Source organism: Salmonella sp. 741265055_HSA, assembly GCF_046569525.1.
GTDB lineage: Bacteria > Pseudomonadota > Gammaproteobacteria > Enterobacterales > Enterobacteriaceae > Salmonella > Salmonella enterica.
Map to the genome: position 1 here is coordinate 37,166 of NZ_JBKFSQ010000027.1, position 22,880 is coordinate 60,045.

The 22,880-nt window shown below is 48.3% G+C and carries 22 protein-coding genes; 14 read left to right on the forward strand and 8 right to left on the reverse strand.

Annotated elements, in window-relative coordinates; translation table 11 throughout:
* Positions 1-52: 52 nt before the first annotated feature.
* The 6 genes from waaB to ACLD4K_RS15420 all read left to right on the forward strand — a co-directional run bounded on the left by waaB (position 53) and on the right by ACLD4K_RS15420 (position 6,084).
* Entirely contained in the window at positions 53-1,132 is a 1,080-nt protein-coding gene (waaB, locus tag ACLD4K_RS15395) for a lipopolysaccharide 1,6-galactosyltransferase (protein ID WP_411012116.1), read from the forward strand.
* A gap of 5 nt (positions 1,133-1,137) precedes the next feature.
* The gene (gene waaO / locus ACLD4K_RS15400; RefSeq protein WP_411012104.1) at positions 1,138-2,151 is read left to right on the forward strand and encodes a lipopolysaccharide 3-alpha-galactosyltransferase; all 1,014 of its coding nucleotides are present in this window, start codon (positions 1,138-1,140) and stop codon (positions 2,149-2,151) included.
* A 17-nt stretch (positions 2,152-2,168) separates the two neighbouring features.
* Positions 2,169-3,179 (forward strand): lipopolysaccharide 1,2-glucosyltransferase RfaJ, encoded by a 1,011-nt coding sequence (rfaJ, locus tag ACLD4K_RS15405; protein ID WP_411012105.1) that lies wholly within the window; start codon positions 2,169-2,171, stop codon positions 3,177-3,179.
* A 22-nt stretch (positions 3,180-3,201) separates the two neighbouring features.
* Positions 3,202-3,900: a lipopolysaccharide core heptose(II) kinase RfaY gene (gene rfaY, locus ACLD4K_RS15410; protein ID WP_411012106.1), complete on the forward strand. Its 699-nt coding sequence runs from the start codon at positions 3,202-3,204 to the stop codon at positions 3,898-3,900.
* Positions 3,901-4,049: 149 nt separating this feature from the next.
* Positions 4,050-4,859 carry a 3-deoxy-D-manno-oct-2-ulosonate III transferase WaaZ gene (gene waaZ / locus ACLD4K_RS15415; RefSeq protein ID WP_015406237.1) on the forward strand — a complete coding sequence of 270 codons (810 nt, stop codon included), beginning with the start codon at positions 4,050-4,052 and terminating at the stop codon, positions 4,857-4,859.
* A 79-nt stretch (positions 4,860-4,938) separates the two neighbouring features.
* Complete coding sequence (locus ACLD4K_RS15420) at positions 4,939-6,084, forward strand: lipopolysaccharide N-acetylglucosaminyltransferase (RefSeq protein ID WP_000591819.1); 1,146 nt, start codon at positions 4,939-4,941, stop codon at positions 6,082-6,084.
* 56 nt (positions 6,085-6,140) lie between these two features.
* Here the strand turns inward: ACLD4K_RS15420 and rfaL are convergent, their stop codons facing one another.
* The 4 genes from rfaL to rfaD are packed head-to-tail and all read right to left on the reverse strand — an operon-like array spanning position 6,141 to position 10,329.
* Positions 6,141-7,355, reverse strand: coding sequence for an O-antigen ligase RfaL (rfaL, locus tag ACLD4K_RS15425; protein ID WP_411012107.1), 1,215 nt, complete (start codon positions 7,353-7,355; stop codon positions 6,141-6,143).
* Positions 7,356-7,394: 39 nt separating this feature from the next.
* A complete protein-coding gene (gene rfaC / locus ACLD4K_RS15430) occupies positions 7,395-8,348 on the reverse strand; it encodes a lipopolysaccharide heptosyltransferase RfaC (protein ID WP_411012108.1) in 954 nt (317 codons plus the stop codon).
* Complete coding sequence (gene rfaF, locus ACLD4K_RS15435) at positions 8,348-9,394, reverse strand: ADP-heptose--LPS heptosyltransferase RfaF (protein WP_080095183.1); 1,047 nt, start codon at positions 9,392-9,394, stop codon at positions 8,348-8,350. The genes rfaC and rfaF overlap by 1 nt, the downstream gene beginning before the upstream one ends.
* A 2-nt stretch (positions 9,395-9,396) precedes the next feature.
* Positions 9,397-10,329, reverse strand: a complete 933-nt coding sequence (gene rfaD, locus ACLD4K_RS15440; protein ID WP_000587771.1) for an ADP-glyceromanno-heptose 6-epimerase — start codon at positions 10,327-10,329, stop codon at positions 9,397-9,399.
* 202 nt (positions 10,330-10,531) lie between these two features.
* Here rfaD and kbl point away from each other — a divergent pair, with 202 nt between their 5' ends.
* The 3 genes from kbl (at position 10,532) to ACLD4K_RS15455 (ending at position 14,216) form a co-directional block, all read left to right on the forward strand.
* Positions 10,532-11,728 carry a glycine C-acetyltransferase gene (gene kbl, locus ACLD4K_RS15445; protein ID WP_001213790.1) on the forward strand — a complete coding sequence of 399 codons (1,197 nt, stop codon included), beginning with the start codon at positions 10,532-10,534 and terminating at the stop codon, positions 11,726-11,728.
* Positions 11,729-11,737: 9 nt separating this feature from the next.
* Positions 11,738-12,763 (forward strand): L-threonine 3-dehydrogenase, encoded by a 1,026-nt coding sequence (gene tdh, locus ACLD4K_RS15450; protein WP_000645990.1) that lies wholly within the window; start codon positions 11,738-11,740, stop codon positions 12,761-12,763.
* Between the two features lie 418 nt (positions 12,764-13,181).
* Positions 13,182-14,216: a glycosyltransferase gene (locus ACLD4K_RS15455; RefSeq protein ID WP_411012109.1), complete on the forward strand. Its 1,035-nt coding sequence runs from the start codon at positions 13,182-13,184 to the stop codon at positions 14,214-14,216.
* Here the strand turns inward: ACLD4K_RS15455 and ACLD4K_RS15460 are convergent.
* The 3 genes from ACLD4K_RS15460 to gpmM are packed head-to-tail and all read right to left on the reverse strand — an operon-like array spanning position 14,203 to position 18,006.
* Positions 14,203-15,165 (reverse strand): divergent polysaccharide deacetylase family protein, encoded by a 963-nt coding sequence (locus tag ACLD4K_RS15460; protein WP_411012110.1) that lies wholly within the window; start codon positions 15,163-15,165, stop codon positions 14,203-14,205. The genes ACLD4K_RS15455 and ACLD4K_RS15460 overlap by 14 nt on opposite strands.
* A gap of 3 nt (positions 15,166-15,168) precedes the next feature.
* On the reverse strand, positions 15,169-16,428 hold the full coding sequence (gene envC, locus ACLD4K_RS15465) for a murein hydrolase activator EnvC (protein WP_303071804.1): 1,260 nt from the start codon (positions 16,426-16,428) through the stop codon (positions 15,169-15,171).
* Positions 16,429-16,461: 33 nt separating this feature from the next.
* Positions 16,462-18,006, reverse strand: coding sequence for a 2,3-bisphosphoglycerate-independent phosphoglycerate mutase (gene gpmM, locus ACLD4K_RS15470; RefSeq protein ID WP_411012111.1), 1,545 nt, complete (start codon positions 18,004-18,006; stop codon positions 16,462-16,464).
* Positions 18,007-18,253: 247 nt separating this feature from the next.
* Between gpmM and ACLD4K_RS15475 the strand changes: the two genes are divergently transcribed.
* From ACLD4K_RS15475 to cysE, 5 genes are all read left to right on the forward strand, one after another.
* Positions 18,254-18,685, forward strand: coding sequence for a rhodanese-like domain-containing protein (locus tag ACLD4K_RS15475; protein WP_001156179.1), 432 nt, complete (start codon positions 18,254-18,256; stop codon positions 18,683-18,685).
* 85 nt (positions 18,686-18,770) lie between these two features.
* Positions 18,771-19,022 carry a glutaredoxin 3 gene (gene grxC, locus ACLD4K_RS15480; protein WP_001273795.1) on the forward strand — a complete coding sequence of 84 codons (252 nt, stop codon included), beginning with the start codon at positions 18,771-18,773 and terminating at the stop codon, positions 19,020-19,022.
* A gap of 43 nt (positions 19,023-19,065) precedes the next feature.
* Positions 19,066-19,533, forward strand: a complete 468-nt coding sequence (gene secB / locus ACLD4K_RS15485; RefSeq protein WP_000003370.1) for a protein-export chaperone SecB — start codon at positions 19,066-19,068, stop codon at positions 19,531-19,533.
* The gene (gene gpsA, locus ACLD4K_RS15490) at positions 19,533-20,552 is read left to right on the forward strand and encodes an NAD(P)H-dependent glycerol-3-phosphate dehydrogenase (protein WP_001076596.1); all 1,020 of its coding nucleotides are present in this window, start codon (positions 19,533-19,535) and stop codon (positions 20,550-20,552) included. Before secB ends, gpsA begins: the two co-directional genes overlap by 1 nt.
* 77 nt (positions 20,553-20,629) lie before the next feature.
* A complete protein-coding gene (cysE, locus tag ACLD4K_RS15495) occupies positions 20,630-21,451 on the forward strand; it encodes a serine O-acetyltransferase (protein WP_001112114.1) in 822 nt (273 codons plus the stop codon).
* An 82-nt stretch (positions 21,452-21,533) separates the two neighbouring features.
* On the opposite strand, the gene ACLD4K_RS15500 is transcribed toward cysE, so the two are convergent.
* Positions 21,534-22,844 carry an MFS transporter gene (locus tag ACLD4K_RS15500; protein WP_001092104.1) on the reverse strand — a complete coding sequence of 437 codons (1,311 nt, stop codon included), beginning with the start codon at positions 22,842-22,844 and terminating at the stop codon, positions 21,534-21,536.
* Between the last annotated feature and the right edge of the window lie 36 nt (positions 22,845-22,880).

Genomic DNA, 22,880 nt, shown 5'->3' on the forward strand with positions numbered 1-22,880 from the left:
ATAAAAACAACGATGACCAGATGACATCAGTGACAAAAAAATGGTGGGTTCATTGAAAATAGCGTTTATTGGTGAAGCGGTATCTGGCTTCGGAGGGATGGAAACCGTTATTAGCAACGTTATCCATACGTTTGAAAATAGCTCTCCGAAAATTAACTGTGAAATGTTTTTCTTTTGTCGTAATGACAAAATGGATAAAGCATGGCTAAAAGAGATTAAATATGCGCAATCATTCTCAAATATAAAATTAAGCTTTCTTCGTCGAGCTAAGCATGTTTATAATTTTAGTCAGTGGCTGAGAGAAACGTCACCGGATATTGTGATATGTATTGATGTCATCTCATGTCTTTATGCCAATAAAGCACGAAAGAAAAGCGGTAAACAGTTTACTATTTTCTCATGGCCGCATTTTTCGCTCGACCATAAAAAACATGCAGAGTGTATAACATACGCGGATTATCATCTGGCCATCAGCAGTGGTATTAAAGAACAGATGATGGCACGGGGTATCTCAGCGCAAGATATTAGCGTCGTTTATAATCCTGTCTCTATTAAAACAATCATTGTGCCGCCGCCTGAGCGCGATAAACCCGCTGTATTTCTTTATGTAGGGCGTCTTAAATTTGAAGGGCAGAAAAGAGTTAAAGATTTATTTGATGGCTTAGCTCGTACGACAGGGGAATGGCAGCTACATATTATTGGTGATGGCTCAGATTTTGAAAAGTGCCAGGCCTATAGTCGGGAGCTTGGTATTGAGCGGCGTGTGATCTGGTATGGTTGGCAAAGCGCGCCGTGGCAAGTCGTACAGCAAAAAATAAAAAATGTCACTGCGCTACTACTTACCTCTGCGTTTGAGGGATTTCCTATGACCCTGCTGGAAGCAATGTCATATGGAATTCCATGTATTAGTTCTGATTGTATGTCTGGTCCGCGTGATATGATTAAACCCGGTTTGAATGGTGAGCTTTACACTCCGAGGGCTATAGATGATTTTGTAGGGCACCTTAATCGAGTTATTTCTGGTGAAGTAAAATATCAGCATGATATTATTCCCGGCACGATTGAGAGATTTTATGATGTGCTATATTTTAAAAATTTTAATAATGCGATATTCTCGAAATTACAAAAGTGATCACTATGAGCAGAAAATATTTTGAAGAAGAAGTCATTCAACAGACTTTAGATTATAACTATGCACAACATAGTGATGCTGATAAATTTAATATAGCTTATGGGATTGATAAAAATTTTCTTTTTGGCTGTGGTGTCTCTATTGCATCGGTTCTCCTCGCTAACCCAGAGAAGGCGTTAGCTTTCCATGTTTTTACCGATTTCTTTGGGTCTGAAGACCAGCAGCGATTTGAGGCATTAGCAAAACAGTACGCTACGCAGATTGTTGTTTACCTAATCGACTGTGAGCGCTTAAAATCGCTACCCAGTACCAAAAACTGGACCTATGCAACATACTTTAGATTCATTATCGCCGATTATTTTTCAGATAAAACAGATAGAGTACTTTATCTGGATGCAGATATTGCATGTAAGGGGAGTATTCAGGAACTTATTGATCTTAATTTCGCTGAAAATGAGATTGCGGCTGTCGTTGCTGAAGGCGAGTTGGAATGGTGGACTAAGCGCTCGGTTAGCCTGGCAACGCCAGGGCTGGTTTCTGGCTATTTTAATGCCGGTTTTATTTTAATTAACATACCTCTTTGGACCGCAGAAAATATCTCTAAGAAAGCGATTGAAATGCTAAAAGATCCGGAGGTAGTACAGCGCATAACGCACCTTGATCAGGATGTATTAAATATATTGTTAGTGAATAAAGCGCGTTTTGTTGATAAAAAATTTAATACACAATTTAGTCTTAACTATGAATTAAAAGATTCAGTTATTAATCCAGTTGATGCTGAGACTGTATTTGTTCATTATATCGGACCAACGAAGCCCTGGCATAGTTGGGGGGGGTACCCTGTGTCACAATATTTTTTACAGGCTAAGAGCAACTCACCATGGTCTCATTGTACACTTTTAAATCCAGTCACTAGCCATCAGTTACGTTATGCGGCAAAGCATATGTTTAATCAGAAGCATTATACTTCGGGTATAAATTATTATATAGCCTACTTTAAACGTAAACTTCTTGAATAAAACCCATAGGTGATGTAATGGATTCATTTCCTGAGATAGAAATAGCCGAATATAAAGTTTTTGATGAAAGTAATAATAATGATGATAACGTATTAAACATTTCTTATGGCGTTGATGAAAACTATCTTGATGGTGTGGGGGTATCAATCGCTTCAGTTGTATTAAACAATAATATCCCGCTCGCTTTTCACATTATTTGTGATTCATACTCCCCGTGTTTTGTAAAATATATAGAGCGTTTAGCCGTACAGCATCACATTAAAATTTCTCTTTATCTTATTAAAGTAGAAAGCCTTGAGGTATTGCCTCAAACTAAAGTATGGTCGAGAGCAATGTATTTTCGTTTATTTGCTTTCGATTATCTCAGTAAGAAGGTAAACACCTTACTTTATTTGGATGCCGATGTTGTATGCAAAGGATCTTTGCAAGGTCTTCTACAGCTTGATTTGACAGAGAAGATCGCTGCGGTCGTAAAAGATGTTGATTCCATCCAGAATAAGGTAAATGAGAGATTAAGAGCATTTAATTTACAAGGTGGTTATTTTAACTCCGGCGTGGTTTTTGTTAACCTGAAATTATGGAAAGAGAATGCCTTAACTGAAAAGGCATTTTTACTTCTGGCAGGTAAAGAGGCTGACTCTTTTAAATATCCCGATCAGGATGTTTTGAATATTCTTCTACAGGACAAAGTTATTTTTCTACCGCGACCGTATAATACTATTTATACTATCAAAAGTGAGTTAAAAGATAGGTCACATAAAAAATATAGCAATATAATTAATGATAATACTATTTTAATTCATTATACGGGTGCTACAAAACCATGGCATGCCTGGGCAAATTATCCTTCAGTTATCTATTATAAAAATGCACGGTTGAATTCGCCCTGGAAAGATTTTCCCGCAAAAGATGCGCGTACCATAGTTGAATTTAAGAAGCGATATAAACATCTTCTCGTGCAAGGTCATTACTTTAAAGGCCTTCTGGCTGGAAGCGCATATCTTTATCGTAAACTTTTCCACAAATAATTTCCTTCCCTAAATCTTCATTATGATTATTGAAAAAAAGGTTAAAAACTATACCGTCTTTGTCAAAAAAGACGGTGAAAAATACATTGAGATATTCAAAGATTTTCTATCTTATAATCATCAGGTTATTAAAGTCTTCCGTAATATAGAAGATACAAAAGTTGTATTGATTAATACAGACTACGGAAAATATATTCTCAAAGTATTTAGTCCAAAAGTAAAAAATACTGAACGCTTTTTCAAATCGTTAGTAAAAGGAGATTACTACGAAAAGCTTTTTCGTCAGACAGATCGTGTGCGGCGTGAAGGGTTTGCGGCGCTTAATGATTTTTACCTGCTGGCGGAAATTAAAACATTACGCTATGTAAGAACATACGTGATGCTAATTGAGTATATTGAAGGTATTGAACTTGTTGATATGCCAGAAATTTCTGGCGAGGTGAGAGAAAAAATCAAACAGTCGATATATTCTCTGCATCAGTATGGTATGGTTTCGGGCGATCCCCATAAAGGTAACTTTATCCTGCAAGGCAATGAGATCAGAATTATCGATTTGTCCGGAAAAAGACCTTCCAGACAACGAAAAGCAAAGGATCGTATTGATTTAGAAAGACATTATGGTATCAAAAATAATGTGAGAGATATCGGATTTTACTTATTGATTTATAAGAAAAAACTTCGAAATTTCCTTCGTCGTATTAAGGGTAAGGAAAAGCGCTGATCAATGTAGCACGTTTGGTTTAATTTAAGGGGCTGACTGACTTTTATTTGCTGTAGCGTTATGACATACTTGAGAGAATTTGAGATGTAATATTAGTTATTGAATATAACATTTATTTATAGGTTGCATGATAAACATACGAGTTTTTTATGGGCAGCGTTAACTTCATAACTCACGCCGATGTTCTGCAACTTATTGCGAAAAGAACGGCTGAAGATTGTATTATTTTTCTTTCTGGTCCTACGTCCAGAAAGACGCCGCTGTCCTTGTTACGAATGAAAGATGTCATTGCAGTCAATGGTTCTGTTCAATATTTGCTAAACAATAACGTCAAGCCATTTTTGTACCTTCTGACGGATGTTCGCTTCCTCCATCGCCGGCGCGAAGATTTTTATAACTTTAGCCGTAACAGTCAGTTTACTATCGTCAATCTTGATGTGTATGAACAGGCTTCAGTGGATGATCAAAAATATATTGAAGAAAACTGTTTAATTATTCGCTCCTTTTATCGCCGAGAAAAAGGGGGCTTTTTAAAGAAAATTAAATTTAATATCCTCAAGCGGGTTCATAAAGCATTACTTATTTCAGTTCCCCTTTCGAAAAGAGGGCGACTGGCTGGATTTTGCAAGGATATCAGCATCGGTTATTGCTCTTGCCATACTATTGCTTATACCGCTATTCAGGTTGCCTATTCCCTCAAGTATGGCCGTATTATATGTTCTGGGCTTGACTTAACAGGGAGTTGCCCACGTTTTTATGACGAATCTACCAGCCCTATGCCATCTGAGCTTAGTAAAGACCTGTTTAAAATACTGCCATTTTTTACTTTTATGAGAAAAAATGTGAGTGATTTAAATATCTTTAATTTATCAGATGATACTGCAATTCATTACGATATTATTCCATATATTACAGCCTCGGAACTTGAGGGTGAAATATATTACGATAAAATTGTCTAGATACTAAAAAAATCATTATTTTGCGCTGCTTCGACACGCATTTTTTCTATAAAGTTAACTATTCTGGATTATAGCTATTATGATTAAAAAAATCATATTTACTGTTACTCCTATATTTTCAATTCCTCCACGTGGCGCGGCTGCGGTAGAAACCTGGATTTACCAGGTTGCAAAACGACTATCAATACCGAATGCTATTGCTTGTATAAAGAATGCTGGCTATCCTGAATATAATAAAATAAACGATAACTGTGATATTCATTACATTGGGTTTAGTAAAGTTTATAAGCGTCTTTTTCAGAAATGGACTCGTCTCGACCCACTACCCTATTCCCAGCGCATCCTTAATATTAGAGATAAAGTGACTACCCAGGAAGATAGCGTCATTGTTATTCATAATAGTATGAAACTGTATCGGCAGATCAGAGAGCGTAATCCGAATGCAAAACTGGTTATGCACATGCATAACGCATTTGAACCAGAACTTCCTGATAATGATGCAAAAATTATCGTGCCCAGTCAGTTTCTTAAAGCGTTTTATGAAGAAAGATTGCCCGCTGCTGCTGTTAGTATTGTGCCTAATGGTTTTTGTGCTGAGACTTATAAAAGAAACCCACAAGATAATCTTCGTCAGCAATTAAATATTGCGGAAGATGCCACCGTTCTCTTATATGCCGGGAGAATTTCGCCTGATAAAGGCATCCTGTTGCTTTTGCAGGCGTTCAAACAATTACGTACGTTAAGAAGTAATATTAAACTTGTCGTTGTTGGCGATCCTTATGCAAGCCGCAAGGGTGAAAAAGCAGAGTATCAAAAGAAAGTACTGGACGCCGCAAAAGAGATTGGAACTGATTGTATTATGGCTGGGGGGCAATCTCCTGACCAGATGCATAACTTCTATCATATAGCCGATCTGGTTATTGTGCCGTCTCAGGTTGAAGAAGCATTTTGCATGGTGGCTGTAGAAGCGATGGCAGCAGGAAAAGCGGTTCTTGCCAGCAAAAAAGGGGGGATTAGCGAATTTGTGTTAGATGGCATAACAGGCTATCACCTCGCAGAACCTATGTCGAGCGACAGTATAATTAATGATATTAACCGTGCGCTTGCTGATAAGGAACGCCACCAGATTGCCGAAAAAGCAAAATCCCTGGTGTTTTCAAAATACAGTTGGGAAAATGTAGCGCAGCGTTTCGAGGAACAAATGAAAAGCTGGTTTGACAAGTGATTGAGTCCTGACGATGGAAAACGTGCTGATACCGTAATAAGTATCAGCGCGTTTCTTTATCTATTTCTTAGCGCCAGCAGAAAACCGGTAATGATACCAATTTGAGCAATATCGACCTGTTCAAAATTACCACGAACGATATAAAAACCGACGAAAGATAAAAATAGTATGAGATGAGCATTGTAGGGGCTTATCTCTACTTTCCTGAAGGTAGAGCTGGCTGTTTCCCTGATGATAGCGCCATATAAATAGGCCAGGCTCGCCAGACCCAATATGCCAGCACTAAACCAGATGTACAGAATGGTATTATGCGGACCGATAGATTCTTTAAAGGTCCACGTTGGATAATCGACAACGCGTTTATTATAAACACTATCATAAACATCATTACCATAGCCGTAGCCCTTGAGCGGGTTTTCCTGAATCAGTATCCACGCGGTGCCCTGGGTTCCGTTAGTATAACGATATGAGCTATCTGTCTGCTGTAATTTATACAGTAGTCGCTCCTGATCCGGTTTATGGCTTTGCTGAGTGATAACTAAAACGCCAGCAATAACCAGGATAGCAGCGCCAATTCCCATTAGTTTCCACTGACGGTTCAAAACCGCCCATAAAACGCCCACCACTAAAACTGCCAGCCATGCTCCCCGCGACAAGGTGCCTAACATTAAGAACAAGTAGACGGCGCTCAGCGCAAAGAAAGCGAGTTTGAGCGATGTTTTTCTGAATAGCCAGATATTCAACAATGCCGGGAACAGAAAAACCATTGAATCAGATATATGTCGATGGTCATAGTTTGTAAATGGCATTACCCCCCTGGAATAGTCCTGAATATAAAAGACAATTTCAACCAGCGAACGTAATCCTAAACTTGTTAAAAAGGAGAAAAGTACTATTTTCGCAACCGTTCCTTTTGTTTCATCTTTTAATAGTACGGGAATTAATAAAGTATATAATAAGAAACCCTCTAGTACCGTATTTTCAAATTCCTTGAAACTTTCTTTCATATCTGGCGATATGAGTATGGAATAAACAAGGATTAATGATAATACTGCTACGCTATAAAATACGCTATTTTTGAAAAGAGGAGGGAAACTTTTCGGTGAGCGTGAGACCTGATAAATCGCGGTGATAATCATAAGTATGATTATCAAATGTTTATAACGCGTAATACCATCCAGAAAATACGTAGCAACAAAAAGAAAAACCAGCGCTTTATTCCAGATTGGCTTCCATTTCTCTTTATTTAACGTTAATGATGTGGTTAGCATCTTTTCTCCACAATAGGTTTGGGATGAGACAGAGTCTCTTTAATGAATCTTTCCAAATACGCTTGTGGCATCTAAATTCGCCAGGTTTTGTTCTGGTGAGCAGCATGCCATTTGGTTCTTCCCATAACCTCCAATTAACCCAGGGTCCGTTGGGCCATATAGCGTAATATTCGGTCTGTCGAGCGCGGCGGTGAGATGGCTCAGGCCGGTATCAACCGATACGACAAATTTTGCGCCAGCCAGCACTCTGGCGACCTCCTCCAGGCTCATGCGCGGTAATACATCCACATAGTCAAAGCCTTCGGCCAGTCGTTTAGCCCGGGCCTCCTCATGAGGCGCGCCCCAGGGAAGTTTTATCCGTAATCCTGTGTTGCCCACCAGGCCGATAAGCTCGCGCCAGTTTGCTTCCGGCCAGTGTTTATCATCGCGGGTCGTGGCATGTAAAAACACCGCATACGGATCGCTGACCGCCTGCTGGCAATACAGAAAATGTTTTGCGATGGCATAATCGCCCTGCGACTGCGGTTTATCGTATCCCAGGCTTTTGGCGAACAGCTCGCGCGTCCGTTCAACCGCATGTTGTTGCTTTGCGATATGGTGTTTACGGTTATAAAACAGGCTGGCCAGCGGTTCGCGGGCGGTACTCCAGTCCATACCGTGCTTTATCCCATGCGCCAGACGCGTCACCAGCGCCGCGCTTTTTACCAGCCCCTGCGCATCAATCACAGCGTCGTATTGGTTTGCGCATACCGCCCGACGAAAGGCTGTGCGTTCCGCTTTGATGGGCGCGGAAAACCAGGCCTTGCGCCAACGGCGAATAGCGACGGGAATCACGCGATCGACAGCACTGTGCCAGGACGGAATTTGCGCAAACCCTTCTTCGACAACCCAATCAAATTGAATCCCCGGAATCGCCTGTTGCGCGTCGGTAAGCGCAGGCAGGGTATGTAATACGTCGCCCATTGATGATGTTTTAACGATCAAAACCCGCATTAAACGCCCTCTTCCGACAACAGCGAATGAAGCTCTTCCTTAACCCGCTGCGGCGTGATATCGATCAGGCTCTGGTGATAGCCTTGCGCCGTATCGCCTTTACGCACTTTGTGATAACCCGTAATGAGACGAATCACCCGGGCCTTATGAGACAGCGGCGGCGTGAAATCCGGGCTACTTGGGCCATACAAGGCGACCAGCGGACGGTCGAGCGCCGCCGCGACGTGCATCAGCCCGGAATCGTTAGTGACGATGGCTTTACAGGCGGCTATCAGAATGACGGCCTGTTCCAGCTGGGTTTCCCCCGCCAGGTTGCGACACCATGCCTGCTGCTCGCTATTCAGCGCCGCCAGGATCTCATTTCCGGCTTCATGGTCTTTTGCCGAGCCAAACAGCACGACCTGATACCCTTCGTTAATGAGTTGCTTTGCCAGTTCGGCGTAGTGATAGTGCGGCCAACGTTTTGCCGGGCCAAATTCCGCGCCGGGGCAAAAGCCGATCAGAGGACGTTCAGAAGATAGTGAAAAGTCGCTGCACATCAACGACTTTTCACCCTCGCTAACCTGGAGCTGCGGCCAGAGCAGCGGCTGCGGCAGATCTTTCGCCGTGCGCATCACGCCCTTGTCATAGGCCAGCGCCACGTAGCGCTCCACCATCAGCGGCCAGGCGTCTTTATCAAGGACGCGCGCATCGTTCAGCAGGCCATAGCGCATTTCGCCGCGCCAGCCGGTACGGTGCGGGATATTGGCAAAGAAAGGAATCAGCGCCGATTTAAACGAATTTGGCAGCACCCAGGCGCGATCGTAGCGCTTCTCTCGCAGGCTATGGCCCAATCTGCGGCGCTCGCCGATTTCCAGCGCGCCGTGGCCCAGCGGCATGGGTATCGCCTCGTTAACTTCCGGCATACGCGATAACAACGGACGGCACCAGGCTGGCGCCATCACGTCGATTATCGCCTGGGGATAGCGCGCTTTAAGCGTGCGATAGAGACTTTGCGACATCATCATGTCGCCCACCCAGGACGGGCCAATGACCAAAATTTTCATACTTACGCGTCGCGGTTCAGCCAGGCCATATACTCCGTGACGCCTTCGGCGACGGTCTTAAAGGGTTTGTCGTAGCCCGCGTTGCGCAGATTGGTTAAATCCGCCTGCGTAAACGCCTGATAGCGACCTTTCAGTTTATCCGGGAACGGAATGTATTCAATGCTGCCTTTTTTATGGTATGCCAGCGTCGCGTCGGCGACAGCCTGGAAAGATTCCGCACGGCCTGTGCCCAGGTTAAAGATGCCGGACTTGCCGCTTTCCAGGAACCACAGGTTAACGGCGGCCACATCGCCCACGTAAACGAAGTCGCGCTTGAAGTTTTCGCTGCCTTCAAACAGTTTCGGGCTTTCGCCGTTGTTTAACTGTGTATTCAAATGAAATGCCACGCTTGCCATGCTGCCTTTATGGCCTTCACGTGGTCCATAGACGTTGAAATAGCGGAAACCGACAATCTGCGAGTTCGCTTCTGGCAGGATCTGGCGCACATATTCATCAAACAGGAATTTAGAATAGCCGTAAACGTTAAGCGGTTTTTCGTATTCGCGCGATTCGATGAAATCAGACGTGCGACCGCCATAGGTGGCGGCAGAAGAGGCGTAGAGGAACGGGATTTCGCGCTCAAGACAATAGTGCAGCAGCTCTTTGGAGTATTGATAGTTATTATCCATCATATACTTGCCGTCCCACTCGGTGGTGGAAGAGCAGGCGCCTTCATGGAAAATAGCTTCGATATCGCCGAGCTCTTCTCCGGACATAATCTGGATCAGGAAATCTTCCTTATCCATATAGTCAGCAATGTTCAGATCCACCAGGTTTACAAACTTGGTGCCGTCTTTCAGGTTATCCACCACCAGAATATCGGTGATACCTTTATCATTCAGGGCCTTAACGATATTGCTGCCGATAAAGCCCGCGCCGCCGGTAACGATGATCATAACTGTAACCTTTGAATTATGGTGTCAGAGACTGTCTCAGACATGAATGCTCTTATCATAACACTATTCATCCATTCACTGATAACCCGTGAGGATACGCGTGATTTATGCTGCATTTTAAAGAAGTGATGACGCGTCATCTCGTATCAACGTATCGCTTTGGGTAATATGTGCTGAAATTTGCCCAGTCTGGAGAATCGCAATGCGTGGGGATTTTTACAAACAGTTAACCAACGATCTGGAAACCGCCCGGGCGGAAGGATTGTTTAAAGAAGAGCGCATTATTACATCTGCGCAGCAGGCGGATATCACCGTGGCGGATGGAAGCCACGTTATTAACTTTTGCGCCAATAACTATCTCGGGCTGGCGAATCACCCTGAGCTGATTAATGCCGCAAAAGCGGGAATGGACAGCCACGGTTTCGGTATGGCGTCCGTGCGTTTTATCTGCGGCACCCAGGACAGCCACAAAGCGCTGGAGCAAAAGCTGGCAAGCTTCCTCGGCATGGAAGATGCGATTCTGTATTCCTCCTGTTTCGATGCTAACGGCGGCTTGTTTGAGACGTTGCTGGGCGCGGAAGACGCCATTATTTCCGACGCGCTGAACCACGCGTCTATCATTGACGGCGTGCGTTTGTGTAAAGCGAAGCGCTATCGCTATGCCAACAACGATATGGCTGAGCTGGAAGCGCGGCTGAAAGAGGCGCGTGAAGCCGGCGCGCGTCATGTCCTGATCGCCACCGACGGCGTGTTCTCAATGGATGGCGTCATCGCCAATCTGAAAGGCGTCTGTGATCTGGCCGATAAATACGATGCGCTGGTGATGGTTGATGATTCTCACGCGGTAGGCTTTGTCGGCGAAAACGGTCGTGGTTCCCATGAATACTGCGACGTAATGGGCCGCGTAGATATTATTACCGGTACGCTGGGCAAAGCGTTAGGCGGCGCATCCGGCGGCTATACCGCGGCGCGCAAAGAGGTCGTTGAGTGGTTGCGTCAGCGTTCCCGCCCATATCTGTTCTCCAACTCCCTGGCGCCGGCGATCGTGGCGGCTTCTATTAAAGTGTTAGAGATGGTGGAAGCGGGCGCAGAACTGCGCGATCGCTTGTGGGCGAACGCCCGGCAGTTCCGTGAGCAGATGTCTGCCGCGGGATTTACGCTGGCAGGCGCGGATCACGCCATCATCCCGGTAATGCTGGGAGATGCGGTTGTCGCGCAGAAATTTGCCCGCGAACTGCAAAAAGAGGGCATTTACGTTACCGGTTTCTTCTATCCGGTCGTACCAAAAGGTCAGGCGCGTATTCGTACCCAGATGTCTGCGGCGCATACGCCTGAGCAAATTACGCGTGCGGTAGACGCGTTCACGCGTATTGGTAAACAACTGGGCGTGATTGCCTGAGGATGTAAGATGAAAGCGTTATCCAAACTGAAAGCGGAAGAGGGCATCTGGATGACCGATGTTCCGGAACCGGAAGTCGGCCATAACGATTTGCTGATTAAAATCCGTAAAACAGCCATCTGCGGCACTGACGTTCACATCTATAACTGGGATGACTGGTCGCAAAAAACCATCCCGGTTCCGATGGTCGTGGGGCATGAATATGTCGGCGAAGTGGTCGGCATCGGTCAGGAAGTGAAAGGCTTTAAAATCGGCGATCGCGTCTCCGGCGAAGGTCATATCACCTGCGGTCATTGCCGCAACTGCCGCGGCGGTCGTACTCACCTGTGTCGCAACACCACCGGCGTGGGCGTCAACCGTCCCGGCTGCTTTGCGGAATACCTGGTCATCCCGGCGTTCAATGCGTTTAAAATCCCGGATAACATTTCTGATGATTTAGCCTCTATTTTCGACCCGTTTGGTAATGCGGTGCATACGGCGCTGTCTTTCGATCTGGTCGGCGAAGATGTACTGGTATCGGGGGCGGGGCCAATCGGCGTAATGGCCGCCGCGGTGGCGAAACATGTCGGCGCGCGTCATGTGGTGATTACTGACGTCAATGAATACCGTCTGGAGCTGGCGCGTAAAATGGGCGTCACCCGCGCGGTCAACGTCGCGAAAGAGAGCCTGAACGACGTCATGGCGGAGCTGGGAATGACCGAAGGGTTCGATGTGGGTCTGGAGATGTCCGGCGCGCCGCCGGCGTTTCGTACCATGCTGGACACCATGAATCACGGCGGTCGTATTGCGATGCTGGGGATTCCGCCATCAGATATGTCTATCGACTGGACAAAAGTCATCTTTAAGGGCCTGTTCATTAAAGGTATTTATGGTCGTGAGATGTTCGAAACGTGGTACAAAATGGCGGCGCTGATCCAGTCCGGTCTGGATCTGTCACCGATTATCACCCATCGTTTCTCTATTGATGATTTCCAGAAAGGTTTTGACGCCATGCGTTCAGGCCAGTCAGGAAAAGTCATTCTGAGCTGGGATTAATATGTATATACCCAAAATAATTCGAGTTGCTTAAAGGCGGCAAGGGAGTGAGTCCCCAGGAGCATAGATAACTATGTGACTGGGGTGAACGAGCGTAGCCAACACATAAGCAACTTGAAGTATGAAGGGTATAGAGACCCGATGATATTTATCGGGTCTGATATACGTTTCATCGTAAAAGGTTGGTGTCATTCGCCAACCTTTTTTGTTAGGGAAAATCTGGAAAGCCGTAAAGAATTGTCATAGACATCAAGCATTCGTAATTGCGCTTTACTCTTATTTTACTCGCTAATGTCACGCTCTACTCTGAGTTTTGTGCTTGCTTTTTACTGTAAAAATTAATTATGGCGGCTTAATAGTTTCTTAATAGAGCCACAGTATAAAGGCAGGGTAAATTAAGGTTTTTCTGGTAATCGTTATGAAAAATAGTAAAACCAAAGTGAGTATCATTGTCCCGTTATATAATGCGGGAGCGGATTTTAATGCTTGCATGGCGTCGTTAATCGCGCAAACGTGGTCGGCGCTGGAAATTATTATTGTGAATGATGGATCGACAGATCATTCCGTTGAGATAGCAAAACATTACGCGGAACATTACCCGCATGTTCGACTGCTTCATCAGGCCAATGCTGGCGCATCTGTCGCCCGTAATCTTGGCCTGCAAGCGGCGACCGGCGATTACGTCGCCTTTGTCGATGCGGATGACCTGGTCTACCCGAAGATGTATGAAACGCTGATGACCATGGCGCTTAACGATGATCTGGACATTGCGCAGTGTAATGCGGACTGGTGCGCCCGAAAAACCGGGCACGCCTGGCAATCTATTCCGACCGATCGTCTGCGCTCCACCGGGGTATTAAGCGGACCGGATTGGTTGCGTATGGCGCTGGCCTCGCGGCGCTGGACGCATGTTGTCTGGATGGGCGTTTATCGACGTGCGATAATTATCGATAACAATATTACTTTCGTTCCCGGACTACATCATCAGGACATATTATGGTCGACGGAAGTTATGTTTAATGCCACGCGCGTACGTTATACCGAACAATCATTATATAAATATTTCCTGCATGATAATTCGGTAAGCCGTTTGCAAAGACAAGGCAATAAAAATCTTAATTATCAGCGGCATTATATTAAAATTACGCGATTATTAGAAAAGCTCAATCGTGATTATGCCCATCGTATTCCGATTTACCCGGAATTTCGCCAGCAAATTACCTGGGAAGCGTTACGCGTTTGTCATGCGGTGCGTAAAGAACCTGATATTTTGACCCGCCAGCGTATGATTGCCGAAATTTTTACTTCTGGCATGTATAGACGGATGATGGCTAACGTCCGCAGCGCGAAAGCGGCTTATCAGACGCTACTCTGGTCTTTCCGGCTGTGGCAATGGCGCGACAAAACCTTGTCGCACCGTCGTATGGCCCGTAAGGCGCTCAATCTGTCTTAGCGCTCACGTTTTTAGGCGCGGCGATTTTCCCCCAGCCTTGCCACTGGTGCTGAAACCAGACAACCACGGAACTTTGCGTAATGCTCTCGCCGATGACGCTGAAAAAGCGCGTAGCGTAGACCGGTTGCAGCGGTTTTTTCGGCTTGCACATCTTCACGCCGCGAAAGGGGTTGCGCGGTGCGTCAATTTTCTGCGGCGTCACACCCGGTCGGGACGTATCTACCTGCGGTTCGTTGAGCAGGCTGCCTGGGCGTACCAGGGTGATATCCGCCGGCAGGCGATAAACCATCTGTTGCAGCACGCGAACCGTTGCGGGATGCGGATGACCAATCGCGATAGCGGAACCGTTGCGACGGGCCAGTTCGATAGCGCGATTAAACTGACGGCGGATATCCGCCTCGTTTTGCGTATCGTCGAGGAACACTTTGCGCTTGATCACTTTCACACCCGTACCGGATGCCGCGCGCATCGCCTGGCTATTGCCAATCGTCATGCTGTCGAGAAAATAGAGATTGTAATGTTCCAGCGCCTGCATAACTTTTTGCATACCGAACAGGCTGGAAGTCATTGCGCTGCCCATGTGGTTATTAAGCCCGACGGCATACGGCACGTTGTTTACCGCCTCGCGGATAATGCGCTCGATCTCATCGCTGCTCATATCTGGTCGCAGCGTATCCTTCTCCAGCGGCTGTTTGCTTAGCGGCGCCATCGGCAGATGGATTAACACCTCATGCCCGCTATTGTGCGCTTTAGTTGCCATTTCGCGCGCGTGCGGCGCGTTGGGCAGTACGGCGACGGAGATGTTTGGCGGCAGCGCCAGAACCTGGTTTTCCGTGTGCGGGCGATAGCCAAAATCATCAATCACGATGGCGAGCTTGCCAGCGAAAACGGGATGTGCAAACGCCAGCAAAGTGGCCAGCGTGAGAATGGAGCGACGATACTGAGGCAAAACTTATCTTCCCAACCACGGCTGTGGATTGACGGCCTGACCCTGGCGACGAATTTCGAAATAAAGCGAGGGTCTGCCCTGACCGCCGCTACTGCCCACAAGGGCGATAGGTTGTCCGGCGCGCACCTGCGCGCCTACGCTGACCAGCGCGCTCTGGTTATAGCCGTAAAGGCTCATATCGCCTTTACCATGCTCCACGACCACCACCAGGCCATAGCCTTGCAACCAGTCCGCCAGAATCACCCTGCCGTCGGCGATGGCTTTGACCTCGGTGCCTTCCGACGCGCCGATCACCATCCCCTTCCAACGTAGCTCACCCTGCAGCCGTTCGCCATAGCGATGCAATATCGGGCCGCGTACCGGCCAGTATGCCTGACCGCGAGGCGCGCCCAGACCGCCGGTGCGGGACATTAGCGAGCGCTCGCTTTCCGTCGGCTTATAGGTGCTGCCTTTACGCGAGGCTTCCTGCTGCTTGTCGCGTACCGCCTGCGCTTCGCGGGCTTCACGCTCCGCTCGCGCTTTGGCCGCCGCTTCCGCCCGCGCGATACTGTTGCGCAGGCGTGATTCGTTGGCGCGTAGTTCGCTTAACTGTTGCTGGCCTTGCTGAATAGACGACTCCAGTCCGGCAAGCGTTTTCTTACGTTCATTACGCGCCTGCTCCAGCTTCGCCTGCTGGGCGCGCTGCTCATACAGCAACGTTTGTTGTTGGCTTTGCTTTTCTTCCAGCTCGGCTTTTTGCGTGGCGACCTGTTCGCGAGTCTGTTTCAGTTCGGCGATAGTCTCCTGGCGCGCCTGGTTCAGATAGCCGAAGTAGGCCTGCAGGCGTTGCCCACGCTGACTTTCTTCTCCGCTAAGAATAAGCTGAATGCCGGTGTGTTCGCCCTGGCGGAAAGCGGCGTCCAACTGCGCGGCGAGATTACGCTCCTGGCTGGCTTTTTGCTGCTCCAGTCTGGCAATTGAGGCGTTCATCTCATCAATTTGCGCGTTTAACTGATCCAGAGTGCTTTGCGTTTCGCGCAGCTTACGCGCTGCGGCCGAGATGGCCTCTTCCTGGGCTTTAAGTTGTGCCAGGAGGCTGGCGCGCTGTTGCTGCTGCTGGCGTACGTCGCGTTCTTTCGCGGCGATATCGGCCTGAATAGATTTGAGTTGATCACGGTCATCCGCGTGGGCGGAAAAGGCGCACAACAATACGCCAGCGCTAAGTACGCTGGCGTAGAACAAAGGCCTGACTGAAAACGTTCTTGGTTTCACGGCCTGTTGAATGGTGTTAATCGCCTTTCCCCTCATGGGGAGGGATTATTCCACGATGAACAGCGGCTTACCAGTCATCTCTTGCGGGATTTCCATCCCCATCAGCGACAGCATGGTAGGCGCAATGTCTGAAAGTTTGCCGCCTTCGACCGCCTTCACGTTTTTCTCGCCGACATAAATCAGCGGCACCGGCAGGTTGGTGTGGGCGGTATGCGCCTGACCGGTCGCCGGATCGCGCATCTGCTCCGCGTTGCCGTGGTCCGCGGTAATCAACAGTTGTCCACCAACGGACTCAACCGCTTTTGTTACCTGTTCAATGCAGTTATCCAACGCTTCCACCGCTTTGATGGCGGCTTCCATCACGCCGGTATGACCGACCATATCGCCGTTTGGATAGTTACAAATGATGGTGTCGTACTTACCGCTTTCGATCGCCGCGACCAATTTTTCAGTCAATTCTGCAGAGCTCATTTCCGGTTGCAGGTCATAAGTGGCCACTTTCGGGGAGTTGATCAGAATGCGCTCTTCGCCAGCAAACGGTTCTTCTACGCCGCCGTTAAAGAAAAAGGTTACGTGCGCATATTTTTCCGTTTCGGAAATACGCAGTTGGGTTTTATCGTTTTTCGCCATCCATTCGCCAAAGGTATTCGCCAGCGACGCTGGTGGGTAGGCAACGGCAGTTTTGATGTCGGCGGCGTATTCGGTCAGCATCACAAAGTTCAGATTAACCACTTTCTTACGCGCAAAGCCGTCGAAATCAGCGTTAACGAAAGCGCGGGTGATTTCGCGCGCGCGGTCAGCGCGGAAGTTCATGAAAATCAGCGTGTCGCCGTCTTCCATCGCCGCATCAGCCTGGCCCTCGGCGCGGATAACGGTCGCTTTGACAAACTCATCGTTTTCATCACGAGCGTAAGCGGCCTGCAGGCCAGACACAGCGGTATCCGCCTGGAATTCGCCCTGCGCCAGGGTCATCAGATCATACGCTTTTTCCACGCGATCCCAACGGTTGTCGCGGTCCATAGCGTAGTAACGACCGACGATAGACGCCACGCGGCCTTTGCCCAGCGCGGCGAATTTGTCTTCGAATTTTTTCAGCGAGGCTTCAGCGCTGCGCGGCGGCGTATCGCGACCGTCGAGGAAGGCGTGCAGATAGATTTTTTCTGCGCCGCGCTCTGCGGCCAGTTCTACCATCGCCATAATGTGATCTTCGTGGCTGTGGACGCCGCCCGCGGACAGCAGACCCATAATATGAACCGCTTTACCGGCGTTTTTCGCCTGGTCTACCGCATTGGTCAGGACTGGGTTAGCAAAGAAAGTACGTTCTTTAATTTCAACGTCCAGACGCGTCAGGTCCTGATAAACGATGCGACCTGCGCCCAGGTTAACGTGGCCCACTTCGGAGTTGCCCATCTGGCGGTCAGGCAGACCCACTTCCAGACCGGATGCGTCGATCAGGGTATGCGGACGTTTTGCCCACAGAGCATCCATCACCGGGGTTTTGGCGTTTAAGATAGCGTTATCCTGCTGTTCTTCACGGTAGCCGTAGCCATCCAGAATCACCAGTACCATAGGTTTTTTAGAAACCGACATTGCGACAACCTCATACTCAATAGACAAAATAATTGCGTAATTTTACTACAGCTGAATCGATAAAATAGCCTCAGAAGATCAAAGAAAGGGATCGCGCTGGTGTGAGAAGGCAAGCAATAGCGTGATTTTTTTTCGTAGTGCCCCGCAAAAATGCATTCCAGTGCACGCTCTGGCTGTATTTGCGCCACTGCGCAGGTATACTCCTTTCCTGGTTTTTTAATCACTACGTCGGGAGTTGTTACCCCCCATGCAAGAAATTATGCAATTTGTTGGCCGTCATCCCATACTGAGTATCGCCTGGATTGCGTTACTGGTGGCGGTTTTATTTACCACGTTCAAAGGTCTGACTTCAAAAGTTAAGGTGATTACACGCGGCGAAGCCACGCGCCTTATCAACAAAGAGGACGCCGTTGTTGTGGATTTACGTCAACGTGACGATTTCCGTAAAGGCCATATCGCTGGCGCGACCAATTTGCTGCCGAGCGAAATCAAAGCCAACAATGTTGGCGAACTGGAAAAGCACAAAGACAAGCCGATTATCGTGGTCGACGGTTCTGGTATGCAGTGCCAGGAATCCGCTAACGCGCTGACAAAAGCCGGCTTTGAAAAGGTCTTTGTGTTGAAAGAAGGCGTAGCAGGCTGGAGCGGCGAGAATCTGCCTCTGGTGCGCGGTAAGTGATTACCCGTCGTTTTCATGACGTAAGGGGAATGACTTGCCCTTGCGTCGACATGAAATCCATCGGGTAAAAAACAGGAGCGAAGTCATGGCCAATATTGAAATCTACACCAAAGCAACCTGCCCGTTTTGCCATCGTGCAAAGGCGCTGTTAAACAGCAAGGGCGTGAGTTTCCAGGAAATTGCGATTGACGGCGACGCCGTGAAGCGTGAAGAGATGATCAAACGTAGTGGCCGAACGACGGTTCCGCAAATTTTTATTGATGCACAGCACATTGGCGGTTGTGACGACTTGTATGCGCTGGATGCGCGTGGTGGACTGGATCCGCTGTTGCGTTAAGGCGTACTCAAGTATTTAAGGACAACACTAAAGGGTTTTACACATGTCAGAACAAAATAACACTGAAATGGCTTTCCAGATCCAACGTATCTATACCAAGGATGTTTCTTTCGAAGCGCCAAACGCACCGCATGTTTTCCAGAAAGATTGGCAGCCAGAGGTTAAACTGGATCTTGATACGGCATCTTCCCAACTGGCGGATGACGTTTATGAAGTTGTGCTGCGTGTTACCGTAACGGCTTCCCTGGGGGAAGAAACCGCGTTCCTGTGCGAAGTTCAGCAGGCCGGTATTTTCTCCATCAGCGGTATTGAAGGTACTCAGATGGCGCATTGCCTGGGCGCATACTGCCCGAACATTCTGTTCCCGTATGCTCGCGAGTGCATCACCAGCCTGGTTTCACGCGGTACGTTCCCGCAACTGAACCTTGCGCCGGTCAATTTTGATGCGCTGTTCATGAACTATTTGCAGCAGCAGGCTGGCGAAGGTACTGAAGAACATCAGGATGCCTGATGAACCAAAGTAATGCGTCAATGACAGTCATCGGTGCCGGCTCGTACGGCACCGCTCTTGCTATCACTCTGGCGAGAAACGGCCACCAGGTTGTCCTGTGGGGCCACGACCCAAAACATATCGCGACCCTGGAGCACGATCGCTGCAACGTCGCGTTCCTTCCCGATGTGCCTTTTCCCGATACGTTACACCTGGAAAGCGACTTAGCAACTGCGCTGGCGGCCAGTCGTAACATTCTGGTGGTGGTGCCAAGCCATGTTTTCAGCGACGTGCTGCGGCAGATTAAACCGCTGATGCGTCCGGATGCGCGTCTGGTATGGGCGACCAAAGGCCTGGAAGCGGAAACGGGGCGCCTGTTGCAGGATGTCGCTCGCGAGGCGTTAGGCGATCAAATCCCGCTGGCGGTGATTTCCGGTCCGACGTTCGCTAAAGAGCTGGCGGCGGGTTTGCCGACGGCAATCTCGCTGGCCTCAACCGATGAGACCTTTGCCGACGATCTCCAGCAACTGTTGCACTGCGGAAAAAGTTTTCGCGTCTATATCAATGCGGATTTTATCGGCGTGCAGCTTGGCGGCGCGGTGAAAAACGTGATTGCGATTGGCGCGGGGATGTCTGACGGCATCGGCTTCGGCGCGAACGCCCGCACGGCGCTAATCACGCGTGGACTGACCGAAATGTCGCGGCTTGGCGCAGCGCTTGGCGCCGATCCCGCCACCTTTATGGGGATGGCGGGCTTAGGCGATCTGGTGCTGACCTGTACCGACAACCAGTCGCGCAACCGTCGTTTTGGCATGATGCTTGGCCAGGGCATGGACGTTAAAGGCGCGCAGGATAAGATTGGCCAGGTGGTCGAAGGCTATCGCAATACGAAAGAAGTTCGTGAATTGGCGCACCGTTTTGGTGTTGAAATGCCAATAACCGAGGAAATTTATCAAGTATTGTATTGCGGAAAAAACGCGCGCGAGGCAGCATTAACGTTATTAGGTCGCGCCCGCAAGGAAGAGCTGAGTCGCCACTAGCCGTAAGGAACTGTTTGCATAAACGACCCAACCCGCACAGAACGGGTTGGTCGTTTTCTGCCCGTCTGGAGTAAGCCATGCCGTGTGAAGAACTGGAAATCGTCTGGAAGAATATTAAAGCTGAAGCCCGCGCTTTAGCTGACTGTGAGCCTATGTTGGCCAGTTTTTATCACGCCACTCTACTCAAGCATGAAAATCTGGGCAGTGCGCTGAGCTATATGCTGGCAAATAAACTGGCGTCGCCCATCATGCCCGCTATCGCTATCCGTGAAGTAGTTGAAGAAGCCTATGCCGCCGACCCGGAAATGATCGCGTCGGCAGCGTGCGATATTCAGGCCGTGCGCACTCGCGATCCGGCGGTGGATAAATACTCCACGCCGCTGTTATATCTGAAAGGCTTTCATGCGCTACAGGCCTACCGCATTGGTCACTGGTTGTGGAATAAAGGTCGTCGCGCGCTGGCTATCTTCCTGCAAAATCAGGTTTCGGTCTCGTTTCAGGTGGATATTCACCCGGCAGCGAAAATTGGCCGCGGGATTATGCTCGACCATGCCACCGGTATTGTGGTGGGGGAGACGGCGGTTATTGAAGATGATGTGTCGATTCTGCAATCCGTTACCCTGGGCGGTACCGGGAAAACGAGCGGCGATCGCCATCCTAAAATCCGCGAAGGTGTGATGATTGGCGCGGGCGCGAAAATTCTCGGCAATATCGAGGTGGGGCGCGGCGCGAAAATTGGCGCAGGTTCCGTCGTTTTACAGCCTGTCCCGCCGCACACTACCGCCGCAGGCGTTCCGGCACGTATTGTCGGCAAGCCGGGCAGCGATAAGCCGTCGATGGATATGGACCAGCATTTCAACGGGCTACACCATACGTTTGAGTATGGCGACGGCATCTGAATTGCGCGGTACAACTAAAAAACGCTGTTCCGATGGAGTGCAATCCCGGAACAGCGGAGCGAAGAATTCGCAATGTGGATAATCAGGCTGCGGATGATGTCAGCGTGATGCGATCCAGCGGGCCGACGATAAACAGATATGAAATGAGACCAATAAGTCCCATCGAGCCAACGTATAAAATGGCAAAGTCGAACGACTGAGTATTGGCAAGAATCACGCCGATGACCAGCGGCGTAACGATGCTTGCCATATTGCCGCACATGTTAAATACGCCGCCGGCAATACCCAGAACTTCCTTCGGCGAGGTGTCGCTGAGTACGCACCAGCCCAGGTTACCAAACCCTTTGGCAAAAAAGGCCAGACTCATCGCCGCAATGACCACAAATTCTGAAGAGGTGTAGTTGGCGATCACAATTACGCAAGAGAGCAACATACCGCAGATAACAGGCAGCTTCCGCGCGACGGTAAGGCTATAGCCGCGTTTGAGCAGCCAGTCGGAGAACACGCCGCCGAGCAGGCCGCCAATAAAACCGGCAATGGCTGGAATACTGGCCACAAAACCGACTTTCAGAATCGACATGCCTTTCGCCTGGTACAGGTAGGTCGGGAACCAGGTCAGGAAGAACCAGGTGATAGAGGTGACGCAGAATTGCCCGATGTAAACACCGATCATCATCCGGTTAACACAGACGGTTTTAATCTGCGCGAACGTTATTTTCTGCGGCTCCTTTTTACAGCCCAGAGAGGGCTCGCCACCACCGCTACGAATATAGTCAATTTCCGCTTGATTAACTTTTGGATGGTGCATCGGATCTTTGACTTTCATTAACCAGAATATACCGAGCATCACACCAATAGCGCCAATATAATAGAAGACAAAATGCCAGCTTAAATTATGCAGAATGATCGTCATTAGCGGGGTGATAATGCCCAGCGAGATATATTGTGCAGCCTGATAAACTGAAGTAACGAAACCTCGTTCATTATTGGGAAACCATTGTACGCTTAAACGACTGTTCGCCGGAAAGGCAGGCGCTTCAATCGCGCCCATCAGCAGACGTAGAATAACCAGTACAATTAATGGGCTGCCATACAAATAGATCGTTCCCTGAAACATGGTTACTAACGACCAGCCAATCAATGCGCAACCGTAAACCAGTCGTGAACCGTAGCGGTCTAATAGCCAACCACCGGGGAGTTGCATAATGACATAGGCAATACCAAATGAGGAGAAGGCCAGGCCCATCGCTTCCGGATCAAAACCTAATTCTTTACTCATTATTGGGGCAACTACGGATAGAGTTGCGCGATCCGCATAATTAAATACGGTAGCAAGAAATAAAAATATAAGAATGGTATGACGCACTTTTGTGCGCTTTATTATTGTGTTCATTATCTACTCCTCAGATAAGGGCAGAATGCATCCTGT

What these genes read in the sequence shown, in the direction of transcription:
- waaO (WP_411012104.1), top strand. Translation starts at nt 1,138, where the DNA reads ATGAGCAGAAAATATTTTGAAGAAGAAGTCATTCAACAGACTTTAGAT.
- rfaJ (WP_411012105.1), top strand. Translation starts at nt 2,169, where the DNA reads ATGGATTCATTTCCTGAGATAGAAATAGCCGAATATAAAGTTTTTGAT.
- rfaY (WP_411012106.1), top strand. Translation starts at nt 3,202, where the DNA reads ATGATTATTGAAAAAAAGGTTAAAAACTATACCGTCTTTGTCAAAAAA.
- waaZ (WP_015406237.1), top strand. Translation starts at nt 4,050, where the DNA reads ATGGGCAGCGTTAACTTCATAACTCACGCCGATGTTCTGCAACTTATT.
- ACLD4K_RS15420 (WP_000591819.1), top strand. Translation starts at nt 4,939, where the DNA reads ATGATTAAAAAAATCATATTTACTGTTACTCCTATATTTTCAATTCCT.
- rfaL (WP_411012107.1), bottom strand. Translation starts at nt 7,355, where the DNA reads ATGCTAACCACATCATTAACGTTAAATAAAGAGAAATGGAAGCCAATC.
- rfaC (WP_411012108.1), bottom strand. Translation starts at nt 8,348, where the DNA reads ATGCGGGTTTTGATCGTTAAAACATCATCAATGGGCGACGTATTACAT.
- rfaF (WP_080095183.1), bottom strand. Translation starts at nt 9,394, where the DNA reads ATGAAAATTTTGGTCATTGGCCCGTCCTGGGTGGGCGACATGATGATG.
- rfaD (WP_000587771.1), bottom strand. Translation starts at nt 10,329, where the DNA reads ATGATCATCGTTACCGGCGGCGCGGGCTTTATCGGCAGCAATATCGTT.
- kbl (WP_001213790.1), top strand. Translation starts at nt 10,532, where the DNA reads ATGCGTGGGGATTTTTACAAACAGTTAACCAACGATCTGGAAACCGCC.
- tdh (WP_000645990.1), top strand. Translation starts at nt 11,738, where the DNA reads ATGAAAGCGTTATCCAAACTGAAAGCGGAAGAGGGCATCTGGATGACC.
- ACLD4K_RS15455 (WP_411012109.1), top strand. Translation starts at nt 13,182, where the DNA reads ATGAAAAATAGTAAAACCAAAGTGAGTATCATTGTCCCGTTATATAAT.
- gpmM (WP_411012111.1), bottom strand. Translation starts at nt 18,006, where the DNA reads ATGTCGGTTTCTAAAAAACCTATGGTACTGGTGATTCTGGATGGCTAC.
- ACLD4K_RS15475 (WP_001156179.1), top strand. Translation starts at nt 18,254, where the DNA reads ATGCAAGAAATTATGCAATTTGTTGGCCGTCATCCCATACTGAGTATC.
- grxC (WP_001273795.1), top strand. Translation starts at nt 18,771, where the DNA reads ATGGCCAATATTGAAATCTACACCAAAGCAACCTGCCCGTTTTGCCAT.
- secB (WP_000003370.1), top strand. Translation starts at nt 19,066, where the DNA reads ATGTCAGAACAAAATAACACTGAAATGGCTTTCCAGATCCAACGTATC.
- gpsA (WP_001076596.1), top strand. Translation starts at nt 19,533, where the DNA reads ATGAACCAAAGTAATGCGTCAATGACAGTCATCGGTGCCGGCTCGTAC.
- cysE (WP_001112114.1), top strand. Translation starts at nt 20,630, where the DNA reads ATGCCGTGTGAAGAACTGGAAATCGTCTGGAAGAATATTAAAGCTGAA.
- ACLD4K_RS15500 (WP_001092104.1), bottom strand. Translation starts at nt 22,844, where the DNA reads ATGAACACAATAATAAAGCGCACAAAAGTGCGTCATACCATTCTTATA.